This window comes from Exiguobacterium sp. SH1S1 (assembly GCF_004337245.1).
Classification (GTDB): Bacteria; Bacillota; Bacilli; order Exiguobacteriales; family Exiguobacteriaceae; genus Exiguobacterium; species Exiguobacterium aurantiacum_A.
On the sequence record NZ_SJUZ01000001.1, the window covers coordinates 960005 to 979638 of the forward strand.

Below are 19634 nucleotides of genomic sequence, written 5' to 3' on the forward strand. Positions count from 1 at the left end.
AACAAAAAACGGATGATTTTCGACAAAATCATCCGTTTTTTTTATTCATTTGTCGAATTAACGGCTTCGAGCGGCATCGAGACTTCCGCCTCACCTTCTTCTCCGATGTGGAACAATGGGAGTGTCGTCGGCACGAACAATTCTGGGTTCATGTCGGCTTGATAGACGTATGTCCGCACGTCACCTTCACGCTCGGCGACGATTTCACCGAACGGGATCGGTACGCGCGTGCCATCGACTTCGTAGCTGATCACCGTCGTCGGGTCGAGCCGACGGTCTTCGAGCATTCGGATCGTGAACAGCATCGTCGAGCTGTTCGTCCGCTCGAGCGACACGGCAATCGACTCAGACTGTCCGGCCCGCTTGTCGATCATCGAATCGCCCGCCGTCTGTTCGAAGACGACGTTCTCTTCTGTCGCTTCTTCTGTTTTCATCTGTTGGCATCCGACGATCGTTGCTAATCCAAGCATCAAGGCAATCACTAATACACGCATCTCGTTTCCCCTCACTTCAGGGCGAAAGTCAGTTCTGCAACACACGCCACTTCTCCGTCGACCGTCGCTACGGCACGTCCTTTACCGATCGGACCACGCACCTTCAAGATCTCGACCTCGAGGCGCAACTGGTCGCCCGGGACGACTTGACGTTTAAAGCGGCAGTTATCGATGCCGGCGAAGAACGCGAGCTTACCTCGGTTCGACTCTTGTTTGAGCATCGCGAACGCACCGACTTGGGCCAGTGCTTCGACGATCAAAACGCCCGGCATGACGTTATAGTCTGGGAAATGTCCGTTGAAGAATTCTTCGTTCGCCGTCACATTTTTTAAACCGACGGCCCGTTCGCCTTCTTCGACCTCGAGAATCCGGTCGATGAGCAAGAACGGGTACCGATGCGGGATCACTTCTTTAATCTGTTCAATCGTGTACATGGTTCCACCACCCTTATGATGTTAGCCAGAAATCGGTGATATGGCGCCACGTGTCGATGTTGAACACGTCTCTCCACTCGCCTCCGCCAATCACGCTGTACCCGATAATGGCACCGATCGCGAGCATCGCGGCGGCCAAGATCAAGACAACGATGATGCGTAACAAGATCGGGAAACGGCGGTTGTTCGACAAGCGCTTTCGCTCCGTCCGCTCTTTAGGCTCTTTTTCTTCCGAGCCCTTCTGTTCTTCGTTCGTCACGTCCATTCATCCTTTCAGCTGATCTGATTATAACATATTAGTACCAGGTATTAAAATTGTTTCATAAGTTCTTTATAAGTGTAACGTATCTAGAAATGTCGAACAAGCGCCCCGTCCTCTGGCAGTCGAGCGCCCGTGCGAAAAAAGATACGGCTTGCCCTAAATAATATGCTAACGTGAGAGTATTCATTGTAAAAGGAGGATTCATTTCATGTGGAAAGAGTTCAAAGACTTTGCAATCAAAGGTAATGTGATCAACCTTGCTGTCGCCTTCATCCTCGGGGCCGCCTTCACGGCGATCGTCACGTCGCTCGTCAACGATATCTTCATGCCGTTCCTCGGCATCCTGATCGGCGGCATCGATTTCTCGACGCTCGCAGTCACCGTGCTCGGCGTCAGCGTCACATACGGCAACTTTCTGCAAGAGATCGTCAAGTTTTTCCTGATCGCTTTCGCCTTATTCATGATGGTCAAAGGGATCAATCGCCTGAAGCGCGAGCAAGCGGTCGAAGAGACGCCAGAGCCAGAGTTGTCGCGCGAAGAACAGTTGCTCTCCGAGATTCGCGATCTACTTAAAAACCGTCCGCTATGAGCCATTCGTCTGAGCCGTCACGGTTTAGACGTTTTTTCAATTAGTCGAAACACCCGGCTGACCGCGTTCGTCAAGAGCGGTGCCGCTTCCATCATCGCCGTCTCAAGCGTCATGACCCGGGAAATGATCGGGAAAATGGCTTCAATCCCGACTTCCGGGAGTGCCGTCATGTCGGTCTGGCCGGTGAAGACGATTGTCGGTACATGATGTGTTCGTGCGAGGCGGGCCAGACCGTATGGCGCTTTCCCGTGCAGTGTCTGTTCATCGAACTTACCTTCCCCCGTGATCAACCAATCGGCCCCATGCAGCTGCGCGTCAAACGATGACCAACGCATCACTTCCTCGATGCCATTCACGTACGTCGCCCCGAGTTGGTACATCGCAAAACCGATGCCACCAGCTGCTCCCGCCCCGGCGACCGTCGTATCGGCGAGATCGAAACAAGCAGCGTAAGCGCTCATCAAGTCGTCATAGCGGGCGACGTCACTTGGTGCCAGACCTTTTTGTGGACCGAACACGGCCGCCGCGCCCGCATGTCCGAGGAGCGGGTTCGTCACGTCCGAGGCGATTCGCCACGTGACGTGCTTCGCCTCCGGCATCAGACCGGACCAGTCGACGCGCTTCACGCGCTCGAGTCCGTGCGGGAACGGTTCGAGCACTCGTCCGGACTCATCGAGGAAACGGACGCCTAGCGCTTCGAGCACGCCCTTGCCACCATCAACAGTCGCACTGCCGCCGAGACCGATCGTGATGCGCCCCGCTCCGCGTTCGATCGCTTGTCTGAGTTGCATCCCCGTCCCGTAAGAACTGTACCGCCACGGGTCGAACCGATTGACGAGCGTCAATCCGGACGCTTCCGCCACTTCGACGACCGCTTCTCGTGTTGCTTCGTGCCATCCGTAGCGCGCCTGACGGACCCGTCCGTCGAGCGCAGTCACTTCCTGTTCGACCGCATTCGCTTCCGGATGTGTCGCCAGCCAGGCGTCGAGAAACCCTTCGCCCCCGTCCGATACGGGGATCTCTACGACGTCATGTTCCGCAAGCGCCCGTCGCACCGCCCGATTCGCTTCCTGACTCGTCAGCGAGCCTTTGAATGAATCCATCGCCACAACAATTCTCATACCGTTCCCTCCTTCACCTCATTATAAAATAAAAACCGCTCCTCCGAAGAGAAGCGGTCAATGTTATGGGCGAAGTGACGTCACGAGCCCCATCATCTGGTCGCTCATCGACAGCGCCCGGGAGTTCATCTGGTAGGCACGCTGTGTGATCGTCATATCGGTCATCTCTTTCATCAAGTCGACGTTCGATGATTCGAGCGTTCCTTCTAATAAGAGATTCCCGACTGGACGGTCGACTTCGATGTCAAGATCAGCCGAATAGACGTTGTTCCCAAGCGGACGAAGTTCCGACGTGTTGCGCACCTCGACGATGTCGAGGCGCCCGAACTCTTCTTCGACGCCGTTCACGCTGGCGACGAGGACCCCGTCTTGACGGACGCGATGATTCGTCGCTTCGTTCGGTGTGACGATGCGATTGCCATCTGCACCGAGAAGTGCGTTACCGTTCACGTCAGAAAGTGTCGTCCCGTCATTGCCGACCGAGAGCTGCATGTTGCCGCTCCGGGTCACACCGATCCCGTCTTCCGTCTCGACGACGAAAAACTGGCGGCTTGCCTGCAAGAAGACATCAAGACCTCGGTCCGTCTTCTTGATTTGGCCGATGTTGAACTGTTGGGAGATGTCACCGACATGACCGCCGACACCGATGCGGATCCCGTTCGGTGTATCGCGGCCGACTTCAAGTTCGGCCCGAGGCTGATTGTCATACGCTTGCGAAAGGAGCGAGGCGAAGTGACCTTGCTGGCGTTTAAAGCCGACCGTGTCGACGTTCGCGATGTTGTGGCCGGTCACATCGAGCTGACGTTGAAGCTGGGCTAGTGACGAGACCGAGTTATAAATGGACTGCATGGGTTTCCTCCTTATCGAATCCGAGCGATTTCGATGGCCCGCTCGGCACTCTTGTCATACGCCTGGACGACTTTTTGGTTTGCCTCGAACTGACGGTACGTCACCATGAGGTCAGCCATCGTCCGGTCGAGGTCAACGTTTGCTTCTTCGATATAGCCTTGTTGGAACTGGACGTTCGCAGCGGGATTTGCTCCCCCGTTGACGCGATAGTCGTTCCCGACTTGTTCGAGCGTGGCTAAATCATCGATTTGAACCGCCCCGAGCGTCGCTACGTCCTGACCGAGCGACGTGATTTGACCGTCGCCTGACAATTCGAAGTCACTAGACGGCAACTGGATGCGTTCACCCGTATCAGACAAGATGTACCCACCATCTGCCGAGCGGAGGAACCGCTCATCGTCGACCGAGAAGCGGCCGTTCGTCGTATAGAGCGCCTCCCCGTTCTGTTCGACCGCGAACATGGCAGCGCCTGTAAAGTCAGCCGGAACTTTCAAATATACGTCGGTCGGGCTATCCGTCGCCGTGACGCTGCCAGCAGAGAAGCGTGGCATCGTTTCCTGCAAATACACGCCGGTCGAGAGCGTGCCGACCTCGCCTTGGACGCGCGAACGGTCGTTACCAGGATGGCTCACCTCGGCGAGCAATAGTTCAGGGAACGACCGGACGACACCGTTTGATGCCTTGAAGCCCGGAGTCCGAACGTTTCCAAGGTTGTTGCTCAATATCTCTTGTTGCCGCTGAAGCGCGTTCATCGCACCCGCCGCCGTATAAAGTCCACGTAACATGTTCGTCTTCCCTTCATCCTTAAAGTTTCTACTTCTTATATCGTACCAAAGGAAGGAATCATTCACCCTTTTTCGAAAAAATGCATAAAAACTTCTTAGTCGTCAATACGAGACAAAGCCCACTTCAGTTTGACTGAAGTGGGCTTTGTCTATGCAATCATTCAACAATCGGCAATTCGACGATGATCGTCGTCCCTTGTTCTGGTTTAGAACGGACTGAAATCGTTCCGCCGTGTGATTCGATGATTTCTTTACAGATGGCGAGCCCAAGGCCGGTGCCTCCAATGTTGCGGCTCTGTTCATTCTGTACGCGATAAAACTTTTCGAATAGTCGCTCGGCGTCTTCTGCCGTCACCCCGATGCCCTCGTCTTCGATGGCGACGCGGATGACGTCCCCTTCACACGATACATTGACGGCAATATTCCCGCCGTCGGGTGAATATTTGATGGCGTTGTTCAAGATGTTCGAGAACACTTGGCGTAGTTGGGCCGGGTCCCCTGAGACGCGTATTTCCTCGTCACACTCGAAATGGAACGCATGCAGCTCGGTCGACCCCGCATGAACCTCAAGGACGTCCGATAGGAGATCGAACAAACTCTGTACTTTAAAGGCTTGCTGGATTTTTCCCGCTTCCATCTTTTGAACATCAAGCAGGTCGCTGACGAGCCGTTCGAGCCGTCTCGTCTCGCTGCTGATCATCCCTAGGTAACGCTTGCGTTTCAGTTCATCGACGTGACGGTGCTCGAGGAGCTCCGTGAAGCCGAGGATGGATGTCAAAGGCGTCCGCAGTTCGTGAGATACGGTCGCGACCAATTCAGTTTTCAAGCGATCGACCTCAATCTCTTTCGTGACGTCGCGCAACACAAAGATAACACCAACACGTTCGTCCTGCAGTTCGATTGGTTCGGCGTACATCCGTATGATACGTGTTCCCCCTTGCATCGAGTACGTAAACGTCTCATCGAATATTCCTTCGTGCTTCGCTCGATTTGTGAACCGGTTGAGACCTTCCTGATCGTCGATTTGATCCATGAACGGTCGGTAAAACTCTTCAATCGGATAGAGACTTTGGCGATCATCAAATGGGATCGGTTGTTCGTACAGATCAAACAACGCCGCATTGGCATACCTTTGCCCTGTGTCCGTCTTAACAAATACAATCGCGTCTCGCATCGTATGAACGATTCGTGCCGTCTTCTCTCGTTCCCGCTCCAATTCATCGTGCTGTTGGATGAGCGAGCTCGACATCGCGTTGAACGATCTTGAAAGCTGCCCCACCTCATTTTGAAGCGGATCGACCGGGACGAGCAATGCGTGCGGATCGACCGCCAACCGTTCGCTGTTCGTGATGAGTGCCTGGAGCTGGTTCGTCAACCGGACGATATACGGTTGCAGACTGATAAAGAGCGTAAACAGGGCGCCGAGTAAGATGATGAGCCAACTCCATTGGGCTTTGGCGAGCTGTTCAGATAACGACTCACGCAGTCCGGTTTCTTGGAAGTCAAGTTCGGACCGATAATCGGTGAATATCGATTCCATGTCGACGATGCTCGCGCTCATATCGGCCGCGTTAGTCGGCTTCAATTTGAATCGTGTCTGGTCCGAGCTCGCGTTTTGCGGCATGAGTTGGCCAACGGTCGCCATCTGCAAGAACGGCTCATCGACTTCTCCGTTCGCCTTGGCAATCACGTAACGCTCGAGTCCGGGCATGACCCGGGACGTATAGATTGTGAAAAGGAGACGGGCTTCAGTCGCGAACGTCACTTCTTCTGCGCTCGCGGCGCTTTGTTCGAACCACGTCGTCTGTTCGTCGATCCGGCCTTGTGCCGCTCGTACTTCATCTAGCAGTGACGCCTCACCGAGCAGGACGTGCCCGCGCATCTCATACTGCATCGATTGCCACGTCTCGAACAAGTCGGTCGCACGCGCCCGTTGTTCACTGATTCGTTCGAGTTCAACCATCGTCTCATCGATCGCCTGTTGCGTATAAAAATAAGTCCCGAGCGAGGGAACGCAAATTAAAACGATGAGAACGTAGAACACCGTTAGGACTTGCCGGCTAATCCGTTGTTCGATCCAGTGTTTCATACATGGCCTTCTTTCCGTATCAGTTATATTTTATTTATTTACGTTCGCTATTCACATAAGCTAGATTCGTGTATTATAATTAGATGTTAGACACTATTATTCTAAAAAATGTAGTTTTTTTCCTGACCTAGTAACAGTATAGCAATGACTTCTCACAAGAAACTCACAAATAGCGAAGGGAACATGCTGATGACCCCTAAATATATCGGGCTGACGCTGTTGATTCTCCTCCTGGCATTGACAGGTGGGCTCACGTTCACACGCGGGCAATCGATTGACAGTACAGCTACCGTCATCCAAGGAACTGCCGACTTGAGCGCTTCCGAAGTGACTGACACAATCGTACGTCTTGACGGGACTTGGCGTTTTCAATCGAGCCTGCTCGACCAAGTCGACCGTCAGACGTATCGCAACGTCCCGTACGTGACCCCACATCAAGTGGCGACGTACGAAGTGGACGTCTCTCTCCCGCCTGGCCAGTACGCGTTACGCGTCCCGAGAAACCACCCGCATATCCGTCTCGCAATCGATGGTGAAGCGGTATCTCCCGTCTATTCGTCGACACCCGATTCACGGCATGCCTATCTCGTCTTACTCGATACGCACACGCCCGATTTTCGCTTGACGATGCAAGTGACCAGATCGGATGAACGCACAACCGGCATCCAAGACAGTCTGCTCATCGGTCCGACGAGCAGTATCATGGCCCTCCAAAATAAATTTTTCACCTACGATTTTATTATTATTTTGATTTCACTTTTAATTTTTTCATTCTATGCGATCGTCTTTATGTTCCACCGGAAAGAGTCACTCTATCTATATGGTGCCGCCTTCTTCTTCTTGATCGGCTTGTCGCTGTTGACACGTGATCAAATGATCATATTCGAATTCATCCCGGCCATGACCTACGTCGTTGCCCATAAGTTCAGTATGATCACAGGACTCCTTAGCTTGACCATGCTGATCGGATTCGCACTCCGGCTCGAGCAAGTCCCGTTCAGCCGTTTCCTCTCCATCGCATCTTACCCACTTTACGCGTTCAGCTTGATCGCACTCATCATTCCGTACAGTGTACACGCGACGTTTGATTATGTTGCCTGGGTTTATGTACTCGTAATCGCCTTGTTTTGGACAGGACTCAATATCCATTGGCTATTCGAACGAAAAGACGATAGGTATCCGTTTGAATTTCTAATCTTTACGCTCGCGTTGGTCATCGGCTATATCGGCCAACTCATCTACGTGTTCATCACGCATCCGAACCAAGTGTTGTATTCGAACGTCCTGTCGCTCATCTACTTTTTACTCATGTTCATGTTGCTGCCGGTTCATTTATCGACCGACAAAAAGCAAAAGCGAGAAGTGCAAACGTTCGCCACACAAAGCGAGATCTCATTCTTCAACTCTCAAATCAAGCCGCATTTCTTGTACAATACGTTCGGGAACGTGATCGCACTCTGCTACACCGCACCGAACGAAGCCGCACGACTTCTTAGCCATTTGAGCACGTACGTCCGCTTCATCTTCGAGAACGGACGCACGGAGACAGATATTTCACTCCGCCAAGAACTCGGGGTGATCGATTCTTATTTGATGATCGAGCAGACGCGGTTCGACGGCGCCTTCACCATCATCAAAGAGATTGACGAGACCGTTCTCGACGCTCTCATCCCTCCACTCTTGATCCAACCGCTTGTTGAGAACGCGGTCCAACATGGGTTGATGAAACAAGACGGCGTCAAACGGCTCCTGTTATCCGTCCAAGACGCCGGCGATATGATTGATATTCGCATCTCGGATAACGGGGTCGGCTTTGACCCGAAGGCAGTGCTTCACGAAGTGAGCGGTATCGGTATCCCGAACGTCAAAAGCCGAATCGGTTACCTTCCTGACGCCACGTTTAAATTGAATTCTGAACACGGGGTCGGCACGAACGTGCACATTCGGCTTCCGAAACGAGAGAGGATGACAGTAACACATGCGGACAATCCTAATTGAAGACGAGCCCCATATTTTGAGGATGATGGAACGATTCATCCAAGCAGAGCCGAATTTGAAATGGATGGGCTCGTTCCACGACCCCGTCCAGGCACTCGAATTTTTAACGACGCAAGAAGTCGATCTCGTCTTTCTTGACGTCGAAATGCCAAAGATGAACGGACTTGACCTCGCTAAGCGCCTCCCTGAGACGACACAAGTCGTTTTTACAACGGCACACAGCCAATATGCGGTCGAGGCGTTCGGGTTACAGGCGACCCACTATCTGCTCAAACCGATTACCGAAGAAATGATTCACGACCTCGTCCCGCGCGTCTCGAAACGGTATACAGAATCGCTTCAGTCCAAGCATCATCAGACGTGTACGATCCAATGTTTCGACAATTTCTCCGTCAAGACGCAAGACGGCGACCTCGTCAAATGGCCGACCCAAAAGACCGAAGAGCTGTTCGCCTACTTGATCTATCATCGTGACAAGGTCGTCAATAAATGGCTCATCGCCGAGACGCTCTATCCCGATATCGATGATCCGCAACGGGCACTCCATAACGTCTACAACCTCATCTATCGCTTAAAGAAGACGCTCGCCGATCATGACTTGAGCATCACGGTCCAAACGATCAACAACGGTTATTCGCTTCACTTAGACGACGTTTGTTCGTGTGACTACCACGACTGGTTGAATACCGGTCAGACGGAAGCAAACACGCGCCTGTTCGTCGACAAAGATTACAAGTGGCACTAAAAAACTTCTTCCCGCTCGGGGAAGAAGTTTTTTTATCGTCCGATGTTTAGGGGAGCAAAAAACTAGTGTAAGGCTAGTCAACAAAAGGACGAACAAAAAAACTCGGTCCAGGCGTCCCGTCTTCTCTAGGAAGCGTAGACGCCGTGTACCGAGTTTTCCTCTTATTTCAATCGATCTAAGTTCTCAAGCATGATGCCTGTACCGTGCGCGACGCTAAGCGTCGGCTCGTCGGCGATCATGACTGGCAAACCGACTCGTTCAGCAACGAGCTGGTCGATGCCGTGAAGGAGCGATCCACCACCTGTCATGATGATGCCGCGGTCGATGATGTCGGCCGCGAGTTCTGGCGGCGTCTGCTCGAGGACGCGCTTCGTCGCTTCGACGATCTCGTTCGCCGACTCAGCCATCGCTTCACGGAGTTCTTCTGACGTGATCGTTACTGTACGCGGAAGCCCACGCACCATGTCTCGGCCTCGGATATCCATCGTCTCGTTGCGCCCACCCGGGAATACGGTCGCGATCTCTTTTTTGATCTGTTCGGCCGTACGCTCACCGATGATGAGCTTGTGCTTGTCTTTGATGGCACGGAGAATGTCCGTATCGAACCGGTCTCCGGCAATCTTGATCGTTTCACCGCAGACGATGTCGCCCATCGAGAGGATGGCGACGTCGGTCGTCCCGCCCCCGATATCGACGATCATATGTCCAGCTGGCTTCCAGATGTCCATGCCCGAGCCGACGGCCGCTGCTTTTGGTTCCACGGCGAGGAAGACTTCTTTGGCGCCAGCTTTCTCAGCGGCCTCACGAATGGCTTTCGCCTCGACCGGTGTCACGTTGGCCGGTGTACAGATCAGCATCCGGATGCCACCGAAGAAGCCACGGACTTGAATCTTCTCGACGAAGTGGCGAAGCATCGCTTCTGTCGTCGCGAAGTCGGCGATGACCCCGTCACGGAGTGGACGGATGGCAACGATGTCGCCAGGCGTACGCCCGACCATCTGATACGCTTCCGAACCAACGGCGAGTACTTTCCCTGTCGAACGCTTGATGGCCACGACTGAAGGCTCGTCGAGGACGATGCCTCGGCCTTTCACGTGGATGACGACGTTTGCTGTTCCTAAATCAATCCCGATATCTTTTGAAAACATGGTGTGTAGGTTCCTCCGTTCGTTACTTCATTGAAAAGAGCGAGAAGAATCTCCTCGCTCCTATGAGTCTATTAATTAGTTGTTGACCAGTTCTTCAGCGATTTCGACAGTTCCTTCAATTCGCTCGATGTCGGCACCGAGTGCTTTAAGTTTCTTGTGGAAATCGACGTATCCGCGGTCGATATGGTATAAGTCACCGACACGAGTCTCCTCGTCGGCGATGAGTCCTGCGAGGACGAGCGCTGCCCCGGCACGAAGGTCTGTCGAAACGACTTCGGCACCTTGGAGGCGGACGCCACCTTTAATGATTGCTGAACGACCTTCAATCTTAATATCCGCGTTCATGCGACGGAATTCTTCGACATGCATGAAGCGGTTTTCAAACACAGTCTCCGTAATAACTGACGTGCCACCCGCTTTTAAAACGAGGGCCATCATTTGCGCTTGCATATCTGTCGGGAAGCCAGGGTGTGGCATCGTCTTCAAGTCGATTGGTTTCAATACTTCTGGTCCAATGACACGCATACCTTCCGTCGTCTCTTCGAACTTGACGCCCATCTCTTCCATCTTCGAGATAAGTGGACGTAGATGTTCGCGCTCAGCTCCGATGACTTCAATATCGCTAGCTGTGATCGCAGCAGCGACGAGGAACGTGCCGGCTTCGATACGGTCCGGGATGATCGAATGCTCAGCACCATGCAACTTGTCTACGCCTTCGATGCGGATCGTTTCCGTTCCAGCACCGCGGACGTGAGCGCCCATACCGTTCAAGAAGTTCGCGAGGTCGACGATTTCCGGTTCTTTCGCAACGTTCTCGATAACAGTCGTTCCTTCAGCGAGAACCGCCGCCATCATGATGTTTTCTGTCGCACCGACCGATGGGAAGTCAAGATAGATCTTCGCACCTTTCAAGCGACCTTCAACTGATGCTTCGACGAAACCGTTGCCGATCACTGTCTTCGCGCCCATTGCTTCAAATCCTTTTAAATGGAGATCGATCGGACGTGATCCAATCGAACATCCGCCTGGCATTGCGACACGCGCATGGCCAAGACGAGCAAGGAGAGGACCCATGACAAGGATCGAGGCACGCATTTTGCGAACGTACTCAAGCGGTGCCTCGTCTTTGATTGTGCCCGAGGCATCGACAGTGACTTCGTTGTTTGCTTCATCGAACGCGACCTCTGCACCGAGATGGCGAAGCACTTTATTAATCGTGTAAACATCAGCAAGACGTGGCACGTTTTGAAGTACCGATTTTCCTTCGCCTGCTAAAAGAGTGGCAACTAATGTTTTCAGTACGGCGTTTTTAGCTCCTTCAACACGCACAATACCTGACAATTTACGTCCTCCACGGACTACAATCAAATCCTTCATATCTCTCTTTGTCCTCCAGCTTCGTTGTTTTTTTATTTTATGCGTCGATATCCGTTTCCGGATGTGGTTATGTCGATTACTATGATGTTTTTTTAACGTGACGCCTCATCAGAAAAAAATAAAAATAAAATCATAATCTGTCCTGATGATTGGTCGTCATGTCAGACGAGTTTATCCTACATGATATACATATAGGAGTCGTTACAACAGGATTACAGTTTGTTAATGATTTGGAAAATCGACTGTAATGGTACGAGCGCCTGAGCCAATCGGATATACTCCAAAAAGAACTGGGCGATCAGAGAACCGAAGACGACGGCCACGAGGACACGCAAGACAGCGGCTTGCGGACTTCTCACTTGGTTGAGCACGCTCTCCCACTTAACTGGCATGAGTGCCCACCAAGCGACGTAGATCGCTACGACATAGATGACGAGCGATAAGACGGTGTTTAACATCCTCGATTCCCCTCTTTTCGAAATTTTGTACCATTTTTAATCATAGCACGTTGCGACAGAGAAAAAAAGACTTAGCATGATGATGATCAATCGAATCGTCTCATCCTATCAGCTCACTCTCTTTAAATAAACCGCATATAAAAGGGACGTCATCGGCGCATAGCCTTTACTACAGTAATTGACGTCCCACCAAATTTTCAAACATTATTCCTTTTTTTCGTCCTGTGCGAGCGCCCAGCGGATCGCTTCGATATAGTAACGAGACCAATCTAGAGCCGTCTCGTCGACTGGCACAGTTAACTGCTCATATGCCTTCACCGATTCGAGCAGTTCATGCAACTTGTTCGGCTTACCGAGAAGTGCCTCTTTGACAACCGGTTCGACTGGGAGCTCGGCGATCAGCGTTTGCATCGTCTCGTCCAAAATGACGTCGAGTGAAGAGAAAATCCCGGTGATGAACGCATCAAACGGAGCTACCCCCGGAATTGTCTCATCGGCAATCAACTCCATCATCTTCCCACGGATAACGCTTTGCTTGATCAATTCTTTCGATTCAGACGTCTGCATCTCCCGAAGCAACATCAAATACGACCAGCGCCGCATCTCGTCAAGTCCGATGCGGGCAACGGCTTGTTCGATCGATTGAATCGTCGTACGGCCCTTTTGATAGACCGTGTTCACCGACCGGAGCATCTTGTAGGACAGATCGACACTTCGTTCAATTTGCCCGGCGATGCGGCGGAAGTTCGGTTCTGGTTTATCAAGCTCTTTCAGCACCTCGACGAGCGTATTACGGAGCGGATGGACTTCCGCCCCATGAATGACTGTCGGACGACTGAAGAAATAACCTTGGAACATTTTATAGCCAAGCTCTTTCGCGATATCATATTCAAGCTTCGTCTCTATCTTTTCCGCAAGAAATTCGATCCGGTGTCCGAGCGCATCGATCAAGCGTTTCTGTTGATCGACCGGTGTCGCCTGATAATCGATTTTAATAATATCCGCAAGCCCGATCAACGGGCGGTATTTCTCTTCGAAGACGAAATCGTCTAAGGCGATCGTATAACCTTTCCGCCGAAGTGATCGCAGGGCGGCAAGTACTTTCTCGGTCGGTTCGACGTGTTCAAGCACTTCGATGACGAGAGATTGCCGCGGCAATAATGAAGGCACTTCCCCTTCGATCAAGTTCTGTGGAAAGTTGATGAACGCCCGCGTCCCTTCGGTCAATTCCCGAAAATTAAAGACGAGGTAGGCGTTATGGATCACGTCGGCGGTCGCAAGCGCATCGTCGACGTGTTCGAACATATTTTTCTCGCTGCGGCGATACAACAGTTCGTAGCCGCAGACACGTAGTTTTTGGTCAAAGATCGGTTGACGCGCAACGTAAACTTTCATCCATCTATCTCCTTTTTGATAGTTCCCACCTATACTATCGGACGACCCGTTCCTGCATTCCACTATTTGGACACAAAAAAACATGGTTCTTTCCACCTACATATAATGAAGGAAGCTGGTTCAAACGTCTGATTCAAAATGGAGGAACAAAAAATCCTCTCCCACTAAAAGTGAGAGAGGATGCTCATCATTCTTTAATATCGCGAATGCTCAAGCGGTTGACCGCTTTCTTGAGCGCTAACTCCGCACGTCGGAATTCAGTATCCGAAATCTTCGAATCTTGAAGGCGACGTTCGGCGCGGAATTTCGCCGCAGAGGCGCGGTCGTAGTCGATCTTATCCGCCATTTCGGCCGTTTCAGCTAAGATCGTCACCATATCGGGACGAACTTCCATGAAACCGCCGCTGAGTGCGATCAGCGTGCGTCCACCATCTTCGTGGCGCAGTTTAAGGACCGAGACGTCGAGTGGCGTCACCATCGGGATGTGTTTCGGCAAGATACCGAGTTCACCTGTCACCGATTTGGCGACGACCATTCGTGCCTCGCCCTCGTAAGCTGCACCATCCGGGGTGACGACGTTGACGTGAAGAGTATTCATCGTCTAGTTTCCCCCTTCCGTGTAGGTCTTAGACCAACGTCTTCGCTTTTTCGATGACGTCTTCGATTGGACCAACGAGACGGAATGCGTCTTCTGGGAGATCATCGTGTTTACCATCGAGGATCTCTTTAAAGCCACGGACTGTCTCTTTAACTGGTACGTACGAACCTTGTTGGCCAGTGAACTGCTCAGCCACGTGGAAGTTTTGTGACAAGAAGAACTGAATCCGACGGGCACGGTGAACCGTGAGCTTATCGTCTTCAGACAACTCGTCCATACCGAGGATCGCGATGATATCTTGAAGCTCTTTGTAACGCTGAAGCGTCTGCTGGACGTTACGCGCGATTTCATAGTGCTCAGGTCCGACGATGTCAGGCGAGAGGGCACGTGAAGTCGATGCGAGCGGGTCAACGGCTGGGTAGATCCCCATCTCCGAGAGACGACGCTCAAGGTTGGTCGTTGCATCAAGGTGGGCGAACGTTGTCGCTGGAGCCGGGTCAGTATAGTCATCGGCTGGTACGTAAACCGCTTGGATCGATGTGACCGATCCTTTAGCTGTCGACGTGATCCGCTCTTGAAGCATACCCATTTCCGTCGCGAGTGTCGGCTGGTAACCTACGGCAGATGGCATCCGACCGAGAAGGGCCGATACTTCAGAACCTGCCTGTGTGAAACGGAAGATGTTATCGACGAAGAGAAGAACGTCTTGTCCTTGCTCATCGCGGAAGTATTCTGCCATCGTGAGACCCGTCAAGGCAACGCGTAGACGCGCGCCCGGCGGCTCGTTCATCTGACCGAATACCATCGCCGTCTGCTTGATAACGCCTGATTCCGTCATCTCGTGGAACAAGTCATTTCCTTCACGCGTACGCTCGCCGACTCCTGCGAATACAGAAATCCCGCTGTGCTCTTGCGCGATGTTGTTGATGAGTTCCTGGATGAGAACAGTTTTACCTACACCGGCACCACCGAAGAGGCCGATTTTACCACCTTTGATGTACGGTGCGAGAAGGTCGACGACTTTGATCCCTGTTTCCAAGATCTCAACATTTGTCGACAATTCATCAAACGTAGGTGCGAGACGGTGAATCGGTGCCCGACGTACAGTCGGTGAAACTTCTTTATCGTCGATTGGGTTACCGAGTACGTTGAAGACACGACCGAGCGTCTCTTCTCCGACTGGTACTGAAATCGGTGAACCTAAGTCAAGTACTTCCATGCCGCGGCGAACGCCGTCCGTTGAGTCCATCGCAATCGTACGGACCGTGTCATCCCCAAGGTGAATCGCCACCTCGAGCGTCAAGTCGACACTGACATCTTGCGCCGTCTCTGCCACGTACGTGACTTTGAGGGCGTTATAGATGTTCGGTAAGTGGTTCTCGAACTTAACGTCGATAACTGGGCCCATGACTGCGACTACGCGGCCTTTTATGCCGTATTCGTTCATCGTGTTAGCCTCCTACAATCTAGAGGGCGTGCGCTTATTCAAGCGCAGCCGCACCTCCGACAATCTCTGTGATTTCTTGTGTGATCGCCGCTTGGCGCGCGCGGTTGAACTTGAGCTTGAGTCCGCGGATGAGATCATCCGCATTGTCTGTCGCGTTCGCCATCGCCGTCATCCGAGCCGCGTGCTCCGATACTTTCGCATCGAGAAGCGCGCCATAGATGAGCCCTTCCGCGTATCGCGGGAGGAGCGCTGCTAAGATCGTTTCTTCTTCTGGTTCGTATTCATACATCACATTAGATGCGGTCTGTTCGATATTCCCAAGCGGAAGCAATCGATCCATCTTCACTTCTTGGCTGATGACAGAGATGAACGAGTTGAAGCAGAGCTTCAATTCATCGATCTCGCCTTCACTGAACGCGCCGACCGTCTGTTTGACGATCTCCGCGACTTCAACGAATGTTGGCTGGTCGTTAAGTCCTGTCATCGCACTGTACACCGGAATGTTACGTGTCTTGAAGAACTGAACGCCGACCTTCCCGATCACGTACAGACGGTACTCGTCTGTCGAATCGTGTTTGGCTTTCAACTCGCGGTACACGTCGCGAAGGACGCTGGCGTTGTATCCACCAGCAAGTCCGCGGTCCGACGTGATGACGATGTAGCCGGTCCGTTTGACGGGACGGACTTGAAGCATCGGGTGTGTTGCGCCTGAAGTACCGCCGGCAATCGACGAGATGACTTCTTGCAACTTGGTCATGTACGGCTTGAAGTTGGCGTTGCTCCCTTGAGCGCGGTTCAACTTCGAGGCCGACACCATGTTCATCGCTTTCGTGATTTGCTTCGTGCTTTGGGTCGAGGTGATCCGCATCTGGATCTCACGTAATGATGCCATTTCGATTCACCACCTTAATAGACGCTCGTCACCGGATTAAACCGATGGCGAGAATGTCTTTTTGAATTCCGCAATTGCATCGACCATCGCCTCGTCAGCAGGAAGGTTTCCTGTTTGACGGATTTCACGGCAAAGGTCCGCACGGTTTTGGTCGAGCCATGCGTTCATGTCTTTTTCGAAACGACGGATGTCTTCGACTGGGACGTCATCGAGATGACCTTTCGTGAGAGCGTAGATGATGAACACTTGCTTGTCGACCGAGAGCGGTGCGTTCAATTCTTGCTTCAAGACTTCAACCGTCCGTTGTCCACGGTTCAACTTCGCTTGTGTCGCTTTATCGAGGTCTGACCCGAACTGGGCGAACGCCTCGAGCTCACGGTATGACGCGAGGTCAAGACGGAGCGTACCGGCAACTTTCTTCATCGCTTTCACTTGAGCCGCACCACCTACACGCGATACCGAGAGACCGGCGTTGATCGCGGGACGTACCCCTGAGAAGAAGAGGTCTGACTGAAGGAAGATTTGACCGTCTGTGATCGAGATAACGTTCGTCGGGATGTAAGCCGAGATATCCGACGCTTGTGTCTCGATGAACGGAAGAGCTGTCAGCGAGCCGCCACCGAGTTCGTCGTTCAACTTCGCCGCACGCTCAAGAAGGCGTGAGTGGAGGTAGAAGACGTCACCTGGGTAGGCTTCGCGGCCTGGAGGACGACGGAGAAGAAGCGAGAGCTCACGATAAGCTGCCGCTTGTTTCGAGAGATCATCATACACGACGAGGACGTGTTGTCCGCGGTCCATGAAGTACTCACCCATCGATACCCCTGCAAACGGCGCGAGGTAAAGAAGCGGGGCAGGCTGTGAAGCCGAAGCCGAAACGATGATTGTGTAATCGAGGGCACCATTTTTACGGAGCGTCTCAACTACGCCACGGACAGTTGATTCTTTCTGACCGATTGCGACGTAGATACAAACCATGTTTTCTTCTTTTTGGTTGATGATCGCATCGATTGCGACCGATGTCTTACCAGTTTGACGGTCACCGATGATGAGCTCACGCTGACCGCGACCGATTGGTACGAGGGCGTCAATCGCCTTGATCCCAGTTTGGAGCGGTTCGTGAACTGACTTACGGGCCATAACGCCGTAAGCTTTACGTTCAATCGGGTTGTATGTGTCCGTCACGATCGGTCCAAGACCGTCGATTGGTTGTCCGAGCGGGTTGACGACGCGTCCGAGGAGCGCATCACCGACTGGTACTTCCATGATGCGGCCCGTACGTTTAACCGAGTCGCCTTCTTTGATACCTTTGTAGTCGCCGAGGATGATAATCCCGACGTTGCCTTCTTCTAAGTTTTGCGCCAAGCCCATTATGCCGTTTGAGAACTCTACGAGTTCTCCTGCCATAACGTTATCGAGTCCGAATGCACGAGCGATACCGTCACCTACTTGAATGACTGTACCTGTCTCACTAACTTCGATTTCAGAACCGTACGAAGCGATTCGCTCTTTTAGCAGGGCGCTGATTTCTTCAGCTTTGATCGTCATTGAATTCACCCCTATTTCTTACGCATTCAACAATTCACGCTCAAGGCGTGTTAGTTTAGTTTCGATTGTGTCATCATACGTCGTGTAACCGATCTGGACACGAAGTCCACCGATAACCTGTTCATCGACGACGTTCTTCAATTGAAGCGTCTTGTTCATCTTCTGACCGAAGACGAGTTCGACTTCTTTCAACTCTGCTGCCGACAACGGGTAAGCACTTGTGACGAACCCTTCAGCGATGCCGCGGAAGTCGTTGATGTAATCTAAGACATAACGCGGCAGCCCGCGAACTTCGCTCGCACGGTCGTTCTCGACCATGACGAGAAGTGTGTTAAGCACGATATCTGTCATATCACCAAAGCTGTGTGTTAAAAGCTGTACAAGCTCGCTGTCGCTGACTGCTGGATTCGTTAAAATGTCCATCAATTCAGGCGTCGCGTGGAGCACTTCATCGAGCAGACGCACTTCCGCTTCGACTTGGTCGAGCGTGCCTTGTTCCCGCGCTAAGTCGAAGAGCGCTTTGGCATAGCGTTTTGCTAACGATGTGTTCATCAGTTAGCACCTTTCGCTTTAGACAGGAAGTCTGTGACGAGGGCACGTTGTTTCACTTCGTCGCCCTTAAGGTCTGACTGAAGGACGTGGCGTGCTGCCGAGAGCGCCTGTGTGACGACTTCGGTTTGAAGCGACTGTTTCGCGAGCTCGCGCTCACGCTCGATCGCTTTTCCAGCCTCGATCTTGATTTTTTCGGCTTCCAAACGCGCCTGCTCCACCAAGCGTGCTTGTTCGGCTTCTGCTTGACGACGGCTTGAGTCAAGCATCTCTTTTGATTCTGTACGTGCGGCGCTTAATGCGTCACGTTGTTCGACGACATATGTCTCCGCGTCTTTGCGGCTCTTTTCAGCAAGCTCGATTTCGTTCGCTACATACTCTTCACGCTGTCTCATCATTCCAAGGAGTGGTCCCCAAGCAAATTTCTTCAACAGGGCCAAGAGTACGAGGAATGTGAAAAGTGTAAAGATCATATCCAGGATGCGGAGGCCTTCGCCACCGGCACCAGCTGCAATCATCATCGTATCCATGCATACCCTCCTCTTGACTAAATAAGTGAGGGAGGCTTGCTCCCTCGTTTGTTGTTCTCGTTAACTCGTAATCAAGAGTTGAGGAGAAGGAAACCGACAGCCACACCGATGATCGGGAGGGCCTCAACCAAACCGATACCGATGAACATCGTTTGACGAAGTTCGTTTTTAAGTTCTGGCTGACGTGCTTGTCCTTGTACTGTTCCGTATACGATGAGACCGTTACCGATACCAGCCGCGAGTGCTCCGAGACCGATAACGATTGCTGTTGCGAGAAGATTCATTTGTTCCATTGTGTATGTTCCTCCTAAAAGTAAGTAAATAGTTTT

Annotated in this window: 21 protein-coding genes; 3 read left to right on the forward strand and 18 right to left on the reverse strand. The window is 52.3% G+C overall.

The window, feature by feature from the left end:
* Window positions 1-41 precede the first annotated feature (41 nt).
* From EVJ23_RS04815 to EVJ23_RS04825, 3 genes are read right to left on the reverse strand one after another with little or no spacing between them, the layout of a single operon-like run.
* A complete protein-coding gene (locus EVJ23_RS04815) occupies window positions 42-494 on the reverse strand; it encodes a hypothetical protein (RefSeq protein WP_131464570.1) in 453 nt (150 codons plus the stop codon).
* Window positions 495-505: 11 nt separating this feature from the next.
* Complete coding sequence (gene fabZ, locus EVJ23_RS04820; protein ID WP_070328162.1) at window positions 506-928, reverse strand: 3-hydroxyacyl-ACP dehydratase FabZ; 423 nt, start codon at window positions 926-928, stop codon at window positions 506-508.
* Window positions 929-941: 13 nt separating this feature from the next.
* Window positions 942-1193 (reverse strand): DNA-directed RNA polymerase subunit beta, encoded by a 252-nt coding sequence (locus EVJ23_RS04825; protein ID WP_070328163.1) that lies wholly within the window; start codon window positions 1191-1193, stop codon window positions 942-944.
* A gap of 205 nt (window positions 1194-1398) precedes the next feature.
* On the opposite strand from EVJ23_RS04825, the gene mscL reads away from it, so the two are divergent.
* A complete protein-coding gene (gene mscL, locus EVJ23_RS04830) occupies window positions 1399-1779 on the forward strand; it encodes a large-conductance mechanosensitive channel protein MscL (protein WP_070328164.1) in 381 nt (126 codons plus the stop codon).
* 17 nt (window positions 1780-1796) lie between these two features.
* Here the strand turns inward: mscL and EVJ23_RS04835 are convergent, their stop codons facing one another.
* From EVJ23_RS04835 to EVJ23_RS04850, 4 genes are all read right to left on the reverse strand, one after another.
* Window positions 1797-2900, reverse strand: coding sequence for a glycerate kinase (locus EVJ23_RS04835; RefSeq protein WP_236633710.1), 1104 nt, complete (start codon window positions 2898-2900; stop codon window positions 1797-1799).
* 63 nt (window positions 2901-2963) lie between these two features.
* Window positions 2964-3749, reverse strand: coding sequence for a flagellar hook-basal body protein (locus EVJ23_RS04840; protein WP_070328166.1), 786 nt, complete (start codon window positions 3747-3749; stop codon window positions 2964-2966).
* Between the two features lie 11 nt (window positions 3750-3760).
* Window positions 3761-4534 carry a flagellar hook-basal body protein gene (locus EVJ23_RS04845; RefSeq protein WP_070328167.1) on the reverse strand — a complete coding sequence of 258 codons (774 nt, stop codon included), beginning with the start codon at window positions 4532-4534 and terminating at the stop codon, window positions 3761-3763.
* Window positions 4535-4691: 157 nt separating this feature from the next.
* Window positions 4692-6623 (reverse strand): sensor histidine kinase, encoded by a 1932-nt coding sequence (locus EVJ23_RS04850; RefSeq protein WP_131464573.1) that lies wholly within the window; start codon window positions 6621-6623, stop codon window positions 4692-4694.
* Between the two features lie 189 nt (window positions 6624-6812).
* Here EVJ23_RS04850 and EVJ23_RS04855 point away from each other — a divergent pair, with 189 nt between their 5' ends.
* Together EVJ23_RS04855 and EVJ23_RS04860 are read left to right on the forward strand one after the other, a co-directional pair.
* Window positions 6813-8621, forward strand: a complete 1809-nt coding sequence (locus EVJ23_RS04855; RefSeq protein ID WP_131464576.1) for a sensor histidine kinase — start codon at window positions 6813-6815, stop codon at window positions 8619-8621.
* Between the two features lie 25 nt (window positions 8622-8646).
* Complete coding sequence (locus tag EVJ23_RS04860; RefSeq protein ID WP_236641221.1) at window positions 8647-9366, forward strand: response regulator; 720 nt, start codon at window positions 8647-8649, stop codon at window positions 9364-9366.
* A 161-nt stretch (window positions 9367-9527) separates the two neighbouring features.
* Here the strand turns inward: EVJ23_RS04860 and mreB are convergent, their stop codons facing one another.
* From mreB to atpE, 11 genes are all read right to left on the reverse strand, one after another.
* Entirely contained in the window at window positions 9528-10514 is a 987-nt protein-coding gene (mreB, locus tag EVJ23_RS04865) for a rod shape-determining protein MreB (protein ID WP_131464582.1), read from the reverse strand.
* Window positions 10515-10589: 75 nt separating this feature from the next.
* Window positions 10590-11891 (reverse strand): UDP-N-acetylglucosamine 1-carboxyvinyltransferase, encoded by a 1302-nt coding sequence (gene murA, locus EVJ23_RS04870; protein WP_131464584.1) that lies wholly within the window; start codon window positions 11889-11891, stop codon window positions 10590-10592.
* 212 nt (window positions 11892-12103) lie between these two features.
* Window positions 12104-12349: a DUF1146 family protein gene (locus EVJ23_RS04875; protein ID WP_131459001.1), complete on the reverse strand. Its 246-nt coding sequence runs from the start codon at window positions 12347-12349 to the stop codon at window positions 12104-12106.
* A gap of 204 nt (window positions 12350-12553) precedes the next feature.
* On the reverse strand, window positions 12554-13744 hold the full coding sequence (locus tag EVJ23_RS04880) for an EAL and HDOD domain-containing protein (RefSeq protein WP_070328174.1): 1191 nt from the start codon (window positions 13742-13744) through the stop codon (window positions 12554-12556).
* Window positions 13745-13931: 187 nt separating this feature from the next.
* Window positions 13932-14342, reverse strand: a complete 411-nt coding sequence (locus EVJ23_RS04885; protein ID WP_016510237.1) for a F0F1 ATP synthase subunit epsilon — start codon at window positions 14340-14342, stop codon at window positions 13932-13934.
* Between the two features lie 28 nt (window positions 14343-14370).
* Window positions 14371-15789 (reverse strand): F0F1 ATP synthase subunit beta, encoded by a 1419-nt coding sequence (atpD, locus tag EVJ23_RS04890; RefSeq protein ID WP_131464586.1) that lies wholly within the window; start codon window positions 15787-15789, stop codon window positions 14371-14373.
* Window positions 15790-15823: 34 nt separating this feature from the next.
* Window positions 15824-16681, reverse strand: a complete 858-nt coding sequence (atpG, locus tag EVJ23_RS04895) for an ATP synthase F1 subunit gamma (RefSeq protein WP_071398353.1) — start codon at window positions 16679-16681, stop codon at window positions 15824-15826.
* Window positions 16682-16717: 36 nt separating this feature from the next.
* Window positions 16718-18226: a F0F1 ATP synthase subunit alpha gene (gene atpA, locus EVJ23_RS04900; RefSeq protein ID WP_016510234.1), complete on the reverse strand. Its 1509-nt coding sequence runs from the start codon at window positions 18224-18226 to the stop codon at window positions 16718-16720.
* 18 nt (window positions 18227-18244) lie between these two features.
* Entirely contained in the window at window positions 18245-18778 is a 534-nt protein-coding gene (locus tag EVJ23_RS04905) for a F0F1 ATP synthase subunit delta (protein WP_131457707.1), read from the reverse strand.
* Window positions 18778-19305, reverse strand: a complete 528-nt coding sequence (gene atpF / locus EVJ23_RS04910; protein ID WP_016510248.1) for a F0F1 ATP synthase subunit B — start codon at window positions 19303-19305, stop codon at window positions 18778-18780. The genes EVJ23_RS04905 and atpF overlap by 1 nt, the downstream gene beginning before the upstream one ends.
* Window positions 19306-19376: 71 nt before the next feature.
* Window positions 19377-19589 (reverse strand): F0F1 ATP synthase subunit C, encoded by a 213-nt coding sequence (gene atpE, locus EVJ23_RS04915; protein WP_035386543.1) that lies wholly within the window; start codon window positions 19587-19589, stop codon window positions 19377-19379.
* Window positions 19590-19634 lie beyond the last annotated feature (45 nt).

What these genes read in the sequence shown, in the direction of transcription:
- atpF (WP_016510248.1), bottom strand. Translation starts at nt 19,305, where the DNA reads ATGGATACGATGATGATTGCAGCTGGTGCCGGTGGCGAAGGCCTCCGC.
- EVJ23_RS04860 (WP_236641221.1), top strand. Translation starts at nt 8,647, where the DNA reads ATGGAACGATTCATCCAAGCAGAGCCGAATTTGAAATGGATGGGCTCG.
- EVJ23_RS04815 (WP_131464570.1), bottom strand. Translation starts at nt 494, where the DNA reads ATGCGTGTATTAGTGATTGCCTTGATGCTTGGATTAGCAACGATCGTC.
- EVJ23_RS04825 (WP_070328163.1), bottom strand. Translation starts at nt 1,193, where the DNA reads ATGGACGTGACGAACGAAGAACAGAAGGGCTCGGAAGAAAAAGAGCCT.
- fabZ (WP_070328162.1), bottom strand. Translation starts at nt 928, where the DNA reads ATGTACACGATTGAACAGATTAAAGAAGTGATCCCGCATCGGTACCCG.
- murA (WP_131464584.1), bottom strand. Translation starts at nt 11,891, where the DNA reads ATGAAGGATTTGATTGTAGTCCGTGGAGGACGTAAATTGTCAGGTATT.
- EVJ23_RS04855 (WP_131464576.1), top strand. Translation starts at nt 6,813, where the DNA reads ATGACCCCTAAATATATCGGGCTGACGCTGTTGATTCTCCTCCTGGCA.
- EVJ23_RS04850 (WP_131464573.1), bottom strand. Translation starts at nt 6,623, where the DNA reads ATGAAACACTGGATCGAACAACGGATTAGCCGGCAAGTCCTAACGGTG.
- atpE (WP_035386543.1), bottom strand. Translation starts at nt 19,589, where the DNA reads ATGAATCTTCTCGCAACAGCAATCGTTATCGGTCTCGGAGCACTCGCG.
- mreB (WP_131464582.1), bottom strand. Translation starts at nt 10,514, where the DNA reads ATGTTTTCAAAAGATATCGGGATTGATTTAGGAACAGCAAACGTCGTC.
- EVJ23_RS04845 (WP_070328167.1), bottom strand. Translation starts at nt 4,534, where the DNA reads ATGTTACGTGGACTTTATACGGCGGCGGGTGCGATGAACGCGCTTCAG.
- EVJ23_RS04880 (WP_070328174.1), bottom strand. Translation starts at nt 13,744, where the DNA reads ATGAAAGTTTACGTTGCGCGTCAACCGATCTTTGACCAAAAACTACGT.
- EVJ23_RS04885 (WP_016510237.1), bottom strand. Translation starts at nt 14,342, where the DNA reads ATGAATACTCTTCACGTCAACGTCGTCACCCCGGATGGTGCAGCTTAC.
- atpA (WP_016510234.1), bottom strand. Translation starts at nt 18,226, where the DNA reads ATGACGATCAAAGCTGAAGAAATCAGCGCCCTGCTAAAAGAGCGAATC.
- EVJ23_RS04835 (WP_236633710.1), bottom strand. Translation starts at nt 2,900, where the DNA reads ATGAGAATTGTTGTGGCGATGGATTCATTCAAAGGCTCGCTGACGAGT.
- EVJ23_RS04905 (WP_131457707.1), bottom strand. Translation starts at nt 18,778, where the DNA reads ATGAACACATCGTTAGCAAAACGCTATGCCAAAGCGCTCTTCGACTTA.
- atpD (WP_131464586.1), bottom strand. Translation starts at nt 15,789, where the DNA reads ATGAACGAATACGGCATAAAAGGCCGCGTAGTCGCAGTCATGGGCCCA.
- EVJ23_RS04875 (WP_131459001.1), bottom strand. Translation starts at nt 12,349, where the DNA reads ATGTTAAACACCGTCTTATCGCTCGTCATCTATGTCGTAGCGATCTAC.
- mscL (WP_070328164.1), top strand. Translation starts at nt 1,399, where the DNA reads ATGTGGAAAGAGTTCAAAGACTTTGCAATCAAAGGTAATGTGATCAAC.
- EVJ23_RS04840 (WP_070328166.1), bottom strand. Translation starts at nt 3,749, where the DNA reads ATGCAGTCCATTTATAACTCGGTCTCGTCACTAGCCCAGCTTCAACGT.
- atpG (WP_071398353.1), bottom strand. Translation starts at nt 16,681, where the DNA reads ATGGCATCATTACGTGAGATCCAGATGCGGATCACCTCGACCCAAAGC.